This window comes from Streptomyces sp. NPDC023573 (genome assembly GCF_055559735.1).
Window position 1 is genome coordinate 496,261 of sequence record NZ_JBVHKB010000007.1, and the last position, 8,038, is coordinate 504,298.

Annotated in this window: 7 protein-coding genes and 1 pseudogene; 7 read left to right on the forward strand and 1 reads right to left on the reverse strand. The window is 70.5% G+C overall.

Annotation, left to right across the window (positions count from 1 at the left end):
* A pseudogene (locus tag ACZ32T_RS24590) lies at positions 1-268 on the reverse strand (hypothetical protein); the annotation flags it as partial.
* Between the two features lie 398 nt (positions 269-666).
* Here ACZ32T_RS24590 and ACZ32T_RS24595 point away from each other — a divergent pair.
* The 7 genes from ACZ32T_RS24595 to ACZ32T_RS24625 form a co-directional block, all read left to right on the forward strand.
* On the forward strand, positions 667-1,506 hold the full coding sequence (locus ACZ32T_RS24595) for a formylglycine-generating enzyme family protein (protein ID WP_467369040.1): 840 nt from the start codon (positions 667-669) through the stop codon (positions 1,504-1,506).
* A gap of 66 nt (positions 1,507-1,572) precedes the next feature.
* On the forward strand, positions 1,573-2,787 hold the full coding sequence (locus ACZ32T_RS24600; protein ID WP_467368995.1) for an ROK family protein: 1,215 nt from the start codon (positions 1,573-1,575) through the stop codon (positions 2,785-2,787).
* Entirely contained in the window at positions 2,784-3,614 is an 831-nt protein-coding gene (locus tag ACZ32T_RS24605) for an ABC transporter permease (RefSeq protein ID WP_467368997.1), read from the forward strand. The genes ACZ32T_RS24600 and ACZ32T_RS24605 overlap by 4 nt, the downstream gene beginning before the upstream one ends.
* Complete coding sequence (locus tag ACZ32T_RS24610) at positions 3,611-4,381, forward strand: ABC transporter ATP-binding protein (protein ID WP_467368999.1); 771 nt, start codon at positions 3,611-3,613, stop codon at positions 4,379-4,381. Before ACZ32T_RS24605 ends, ACZ32T_RS24610 begins: the two co-directional genes overlap by 4 nt.
* A gap of 43 nt (positions 4,382-4,424) precedes the next feature.
* Positions 4,425-5,405, forward strand: a complete 981-nt coding sequence (locus ACZ32T_RS24615) for an aliphatic sulfonate ABC transporter substrate-binding protein (RefSeq protein WP_467369001.1) — start codon at positions 4,425-4,427, stop codon at positions 5,403-5,405.
* Positions 5,402-6,913 carry a sulfatase-like hydrolase/transferase gene (locus ACZ32T_RS24620; RefSeq protein ID WP_467369003.1) on the forward strand — a complete coding sequence of 504 codons (1,512 nt, stop codon included), beginning with the start codon at positions 5,402-5,404 and terminating at the stop codon, positions 6,911-6,913. The genes ACZ32T_RS24615 and ACZ32T_RS24620 overlap by 4 nt, the downstream gene beginning before the upstream one ends.
* Before the next feature lie 186 nt (positions 6,914-7,099).
* Positions 7,100-8,038 (forward strand): discoidin domain-containing protein (locus ACZ32T_RS24625; protein WP_467369005.1); only part of this gene is annotated, 939 nt, incomplete at its 3' end.

Consider the following 8,038-nt stretch of genomic DNA (forward strand, 5'->3'; position numbering starts at 1 on the left):
CGGACTCCTTGTCCTTGTCCTTGTCCTTGTCCTTCTCCCAGTCGTCCGCCGACAGACCGGCCAGCGCACCGCCACCTGCGTGGACGCCGCCCTCGGGCTTGTCGTGCTTCCACGAGTCGGGCTTCTCGCGGTCGTCGTTGCTGCTGGCGGAGGAACCGCTGTCCTTGTCCCAGTCGTCCGCCGAGGTCACGGCGTATGCGGCGGGAACGGAGACCGCGAGGACCGCCGTGACGGCGGCCGATGCGAACAGGGTGCGGGCAGAGCGCATGGATACACAGTCCTTTCGCCACCCCCGCGCTGGCCGGCTGGTTGCCGGCTCATCGGATCACGGGTGCGACGTGATCCACCGTCAGCTGAAAAGCGCGGGCCCACCACTCGGGAAGGCCGCATTCGAGGGAAGCGGTGGGCTCATCGTGTGACAGGGAGCCAGATGTCACCCGTTGGACGGCACGCCACGCCGGGAGGAGGTTTGGGCGGAGACGATCATCGGTGTAGGGGGCTCAGGAGTGCTCGTAGGATCACGGCATGGACGACATAGCACCTGCCGGCTGCTGCTCACCCGGCCGTGGGAGGCCTGACGGCCCGTCCGGGGCTGTCCCCTCCGTCCGCCCCGGGCGGACCCCGGCCGCCCCCGCGGTACCGGCGTCGAAGGAGGGCGTCGACGGCATGGTGCTGCTCCCGGGCGGACCCTTCCTCATGGGGACCGAGGACCCCGACGGGTTCCGGGCGGACGGCGAGGGCCCGGTCCGCGAGGTGCGGGTGTCCGCCTTCCGCATCGACGCGCACGCGGTCAGCAACGAGCGGTTCGCGGAGTTCGTCTCGGCCACCGGTCATGTCACCGAGGCCGAGCGTTTCGGCTGGTCGTACGTCTTCGCCGGGTTCCTGCCGGCCGCGCTCCGGCGCGGCGCCGGCCGTCCGGAGGGCGCCCCGTGGTGGTGCGGGGTGGAGGGCGTGCGGTGGGACAGGCCGGAGGGTCCCGGCAGCGGGATCGAGGACCGCGCGGACCATCCCGTCGTCCATGTCTCCTGGAACGACGCACGCGCGTACTGCCGTTGGGCGGACGCCCGGCTGCCGACGGAAGCCGAGTGGGAGTACGCGGCCCGGGGCGGCCTGGTGCAGGCACGCTTCCCCTGGGGCGACGAGCTGACCCCGGACGGGGAGCACCGCTGCAACGTCTGGCAGGGGCACTTCCCCACGAAGAACACCTCTGAGGACGGCTACGCGGGCACCGCACCGGTCGACGCCTACCGGCCGAACGGATACGGCCTGTACAACATGGCGGGAAACGTCTGGGAGTGGTGCGAGGACTGGTGGAGCACCGACCGCGGGGCGGCCCGCCGGAGCGACCCGCGCGGCCCCGGCACGGGCGACGCCAAGGTGATCCGGGGCGGCTCCTACCTGTGCCACCGCTCGTACTGCAACCGCTACCGGGTGGCGGCGCGCACCCGCAACACGCCGGACAGCACGACGGGGAACCTCGGCTTCCGCTGTGTGCGCCCGGCCTGACCCCGCCGTCGTTGCGGCAACATGAATATTTTTCCGGGTCATTGACCAAAAAATCGCGCGGTCATCATGCTGGGCGCCATGCACTCACACGGTGGACCTCTCTCGCGGCTGAGGCGCGGGCACGAGGAACGCGTACTCGGTCTGCTGCGCCGTCACGGACCACAGAGCCGAGCGGAGCTCGGACGCCAGGCCGGACTGTCCCGCACCACGCTGTACGACATAGTCGGGACCCTGGTCGCGAGCGGTGCCGTCGTGGCGGCCGCCGCGGAACCGGGTCCGCGCAGGCGTGGCCGACCGGTCGAGCACCTCACGCTCAACCCTGCGGCCGGCCAGGCCGTCGGCATCGATTTCGCCCGCCGAGCCGTTCACGTGGCCGCCGCCAACGTGGCTCACGAGGTGATCGGTTCGGCGAGCCGGGCCCATCCTCCCGGGCTCTCCTGGGAGCGGCGGGTGGAGCTGGCGGAGCGGCTGGTCGCCTCGCTGGCGGGCGGCACTCTGCGGCTGGCCGCCCTCGGCACGACCGGTGCGGTCGGGGTCGGTGTCGTGGGCCCGGTGCCGACGGCCGCGGGCGCGCCCGAGGAACCGCTGGCGAATCTGGCCGGGCTGCTGGGCAAGCGGTTCGGTGCGCCGGTCCTGCTGGACAACAACACCCGGCTCGCGGCCCTAGCGGAGTCCACCTGGGGGGCTGCGGCGGCGAGCCAGGACGTGCTGTATCTGCGGCTGTCGCACGGAGTGGGCGGCGGCCTCGTCGTGAACGGTTCGCTGCACCGCGGCGTGGACGGACTGGCGGGCGAGCTCGGGCACATCACCGCGGACCCCGAAGGCCGGCCGTGCGAGTGCGGGGGCACGGGATGCCTGGAGACGATCGCCTCGATCGGGCCCGTACTCGCCTCCTTCCGTGCCCTGGGCGGACGCGCGGACGACGTCCCGACCCTGCTGCGGGCGGTCGAGAACGGCGACCGGGCCGCACACGAGGTGCTGCGGACGGCAGGGGCCCGGACCGGTGCGGTGCTCGCGGGGGTCGTCAACGCGGTCGGCCCGGGTGTGATCGTGCTGGGCGGTGAGCTGGCCCGGGCCGGCGAGGCGCTGCTCGCTCCCGTGCAGGAGGCGCTCGACGCGCATGTCATGCCGCTGGCCCGCGGGCGCGTGACGCTGCTCCCCGCCGGGCTCGGCGAGGCGGGCGGTGCGCTCGGCGGCGTCGCCCTCGCCCTCCATGAATCCCCTCTGCTCGCCCGCTACCCGGGTCCGGGCGTCGACGACCTTCCCGAGGACGCCACATGAGTTCCACGGAGACACCCCTGAAGCAGGCCGGGCCCGTACTCGAGGACGCCGTACCCACCCGCGTGCGCAGGCGAAAGCGCCCCCGCGTCCCCGCGGTCGTCCTGAACCTGATCGCCCTGGCGGCGGGCATCGGCCTGTGGGCCTGGCCGGCCTCGCTCGGGGTGCAGGCGCTCCCGGGGCCCGCCGCCGTGGCGGGCAGGGCGGGCGAGCTGATCGCTGACGGCACGCTGGCCGACGACTCGCTGGCCAGCCTGCGCCGGGTCCTGAGCGGCTTCGCGCTGGGCACCCTGCTGGCCGTGCCCGTGGGCTTCCTGATGGGCTGGTACCCGCTGGCACGCGGGCTGCTGGAGCCGTACGTCCAGTTCTTCCGCACCGTGCCGCCGCTCGCCATGATCCCGCTGGCCATCGTGCTGCTGGGCATCGGCGAGGTGCCCAAGGTGTTCGTCATCTTCCTGGCGGCGTTCCTGTCGAGCGTCGTCGCGGCCTTCCAGGGCGTCGTGGGGGTCGACAGGACGCTCATCGACGCGGCCCGGGTGCTGGGCGCCCGGGACGGGACGATCTTCCTCAAGGTGGTCGTCCCCGCCTCGGCTCCGTTCATCCTCGTCGGGATGCGGATCGGCCTCGGCTCCGCCTGGGGAACCCTCGTCGCGGCGGAGCTGATCGCCGCCCAGGAGGGCCTCGGCTTCCGGATGCAGAACGCTCAGCTCTACTACGACCTCCCCACCATCTTCGTCGGTCTGATCACCATCGGTCTGCTGGGCCTCCTGATGGACCGGCTGCTGCTGCTCGCCGAACGTCGCCTCACCCGTTGGCAGGAGACCCGATGACCGCCAAGATCTCCTTCCGGAACGTGTCCCGGACGTATCCGCTGAAGAGGACCGTCTTCACCGCCCTGGACGAGGTGTCGCTGGACATCGGTGACGAGGAGTTCGTCACCGTCGTCGGCCCGTCCGGGTGCGGCAAGAGCACCCTGCTCAATCTGGCCGCCGGCCTCGCCGTCCCGACCTCGGGCGAGGTCCTCGTCGACGGGCGGCCCGTCGACGGCCCCGGACCGGACCGTGGGGTGATCTTCCAGCAGTACGCGCTCTTCCCCTGGCTGACGGTGCGCGGCAACGTCGAGTTCGGGCTGAAGCTGGCGTCCGTGCCCGCCGCCGAGCGGAAGCGCCGTGCGGAGCACGCCATCGAGCTGGTCGGTCTCGCCGACTTCGCCGACGCGCTGCCCAAGACACTGTCGGGCGGGATGAAACAGCGCTGCGCGATCGCCCGAGCCTACGCGGTCGATCCGCAGGTGCTGCTGATGGACGAGCCCTTCGGGGCGCTGGACGCCCTGACCCGGGTCCAGCTTCAGGACCAGCTGCTGGACACCTGGAGCCGGGACAAGCGCACGGTCATGTTCGTCACGCACGACGTGGACGAGGCCGTGTACCTCGCGCGCCGCGTCGTGGTGATGGCAGCGCGGCCGGGCCGCATCCAGTCGGTCATCGATGTCGACCTGCCGTATCCGCGTACCGAAGCCATCCGGCTCTCCCCCGAGTTCGCCCGGATCCGCAATGCCGTGTGGACCTCCGTCTACCACCAGTCCCCGGCCGCCTGAGACCTCCCCCTCCCCCTCCGAACTCCCGTAAGGATCCTGCGTCATGCGTCTGCCTCAGCGCGCCCTGAAAGCGGCCACCGCCGTGTCCGCCCTGGCACTCTCCGTCACCGGGTGCTCCGGTGGCTCGTCGTCCGACGGGGCCACCGTCCGCTTCGGCTACATCAGCGACTACAACGGCGCGAGTCTGCTGGCCATCGCGGACGAGCAGGGGCTGTGGAAGGAGGAGGGACTGAGTCCCGAGTACAAGACGTTCACCAACGGTCCGCTCCAGATCCAGGCGCTGGGATCGGGCAACCTCGACTTCGGTTACATCGGCCCCGGCGCCATGTGGCTGCCCGCGTCGGGCAAGGCCAAGGTCGTCGCGGTCAACACACTCGCCCGCGCCGACCGGGTCATAGCCCAGCCCGGCATCACCTCCATCGAGGGCCTCAAGGGCAAGAAGGTGGGTGTACCCGAGGGCACCTCCGGTGCGATGGCGCTCGATCTCGCCCTGCAGAAGGCCGGGATGTCGGAGAAGGACATCGAGAAGGTGCCGATGGACCCCTCCACGGTCGTCTCGGCGTTCGTCTCCGGGCAGATCGACGGGGCCGGCCTCTGGTACCCCCTGATCGACACCATCAAGACGAAGACGCCGAGGCTCAACGAGGTCGCCAGCACGGCGGACTTCAAGGACCGGGCCTTCCCCACGGCCTTCGTGGCGCCCGCCAAGAGCGACGAGAAGCTGAACAGCAAGGTCGTCAAGGTCCTCCAGAAGGCCAACGACTGGCGCGCCGCACACCCCGACGAGGCCGTCGACGCCGCCGCCTCGCTGCTGAAGACCGACCGCGCCGAGGTGGCGGCGGACGCGGCCAACGTGGAGACGCTGTCGACGGCCGATCTGGTCGCCAGGACCGAGGACGGCACCGTGGACGGCTGGCTGGACGAGCTCGGCGAGTTCTTCGTGGCCACGGGCCGGCTGGAGAAGGCCCCGGCTGCGGACACGTACTACGAGGGCGACGTCTACACGAAGGCGTACAAGAAGTGAACCTGCTGTTCCTGATGACCGATCAGCACCGGGTGGACACCCTCGGCTGTTACGGCAACCCGCATGTCGCCACCCCTCACCTGGACCGTCTGGCGGCCACCGGCACACGCTTCGACCGCTTCTACACGCCCACCGCGATCTGCACCCCCGCGCGCGCGAGCCTGCTCACCGGACAGGCCCCTTTCCGCCACCGGCTGCTCGCCAACTACGAGCGCAACGTGGGCTATCTGGAGGACCTGCGCGAGGACGCCTTCACCTTCCCGGCGGCCCTGGCCGAGCGCGACTACCGACTGGGGCTCATCGGCAAGTGGCACGGCGGGACCCATCGCAACGCCGCCTCGTACGGTTTCGAGGGCCCGGACCTTCCGGGGTGGCACAACCCGGTCGACCACCCGGACTACCTGGCGTATCTGGAGGAGCGGGGGCTGCCGCCGTACCGCATCTCCGAACCGGTCCGGGGCACCGCCCCGGGCGGCAACCCGGGGAATCTGCTGGCCGCCCGGCTGCACCAGCCGGTGGAGGCGACGTTCGAGCACTACCTCGCCACCCGCGCCATCGAGCACCTGGAACGATACGCGGCCGGCGAGGAGCCGTTCTTCCTGGCGACGCACTTCTTCGGCCCGCACCTGCCCTACCTGCTCCCGGACGCCTACTTCGACCTCTACGATCCGGAGCTCGTCGAGCTGCCGCCGTCCGTCGCCGAGACCTTCGAGGGCAAGCCACCCGTGCAGCGCAACTACAGCGCGCACTGGGCCTTCGACACCATCCCCATCGAGACGACCCGCAAGCTGATCGCTGTCTACTGGGGCTACGTGACCCTCATCGACGAGCAGATCGGACGCATCCTCACCCGCCTCGACGAGCTGGGGCTCAGCGAGGACACCTCGGTGTTCTTCACCGCGGACCACGGCGAGTTCACCGGCGCCCACCGGCTCCACGACAAGGGCCCCGCGATGTACGAGGACATCTACCGCATCCCCGGCATCATCCGGGTCCCCGGGGCCGCCCCACAGGTCAGGGACGAGCTGGTCAGCCTCACCGACTGCACCGCCACGCTCCTCGAACTGGCGGGCTGCGACCCGTCCCCGGCCGTGGACAGCCGCAGCCTGGTCCCGCTGGTCAGGGGCGAGACCCCGGACTGGCCGGCTGAGCTGGTGGCGGAGTTCCACGGTCACCACTTCCCCTACCCGCAGCGGATGATCCGCGACGACCGCTACAAGCTCGTCGTCAATCCGGAGTCGGTCAACGAGCTGTACGACCTGGAGGCGGACCCCCATGAGCTCAGCAACCGCTACACGCACCACGAACTCGGGCCGGTCCGTGGCCGGTTGATGCGGCGGCTGTACGAGCTGCTGCGGGACAGGGGCGACAACTTCTACCACTGGATGACGTCCATGTACGACATCGGCGCCTCCGACCACGACCCGAGCCTGAGTGCCTTCGAGACGGACGACACGACCTGGCACCCGGCGGCGGATCCGGGCGGGGCAGGGGCAGAGACCTCATGAGACGCACAGGAAGGGCTGTCCGCACCCGCTTCCAGCCATCAGTTCTTGTCGGCAACCGGACCTGAGATACCTGCTGTTGCACATCTCTTGACGTGTCCGTAACCAAGGTGGAGTATCTCGCACAGCCGGAGAGAGCGCTCTCTGGCTGTGCGCGTCGTGTACCCGCCCCACGACTCAGGAGACCCCATGTACGCACCTCCGAACCTCCACAGACCCGTGCTCGCACCGCTCGGGAGACGCAGCGGCGTGCTGGCCGTCATCGCCGGCCTCGTCCTCTCGCTCCTGGCCTTCGTCCCCCAGTCCCCCGCGAGCGCCGCGCCCTCGCTGCTCTCCCAGGGGAAGACGGTCACCTCGTCCAGCCAGGAGAACGACGGCACCCCCGCCGCCGCCGCGGTGGACGGCAACAACGGAACGCGATGGTCCAGTGCGTTCTCCGACCCCCAGTGGATCAAGGTCGACCTCGGCACCGCCGCCTCGGTCAGCCAGATCGTGCTCCGCTGGGAGGCGGCCTACTCCACCGGCTACCGGATCGAGTTCTCCTCGGACAACAGCAGCTGGAGCACCGCCTACTCGACCACCACCGGCCCCGGCGGCACGGAGACCCTGAACGTCTCCGGCACCGCTCGCTACGTCCGGCTGACCGGCACCGCCCGCGCCACCGGATACGGTCACTCACTCTGGGAGCTCCAGGTGTTCGGCACGACCGGCGGAGGCGACCCGCAGATCCCCGGCGGGGGTGACCTCGGCCCCAACGTGCTGGTCTTCGACCCCTCGACCCCGGACATCCAGGGCAAGGTCGACACGATCTTCAAGCAGCAGGAGTCCGCGCAGTTCGGCACGGGCCGCTACGCGCTGATGTTCAAGCCCGGCACGTACGACGACATCAACGCGCAGATCGGCTTCTACACCCAGATCGCCGGCCTCGGCCTCAAGCCCGACGACACCACCTTCAACGGCGATGTCACCGTGGACGCGGGCTGGTTCGACGGCAACGCCACCCAGAACTTCTGGCGTTCGGCCGAGAACCTCACCCTCAACCCGGTCAGCGGCACCAACCGCTGGGCCGTCTCCCAGGCCGCCCCCTTCCGCCGCATGCACGTCAAGGGCGGACTCAACCTCGCACCT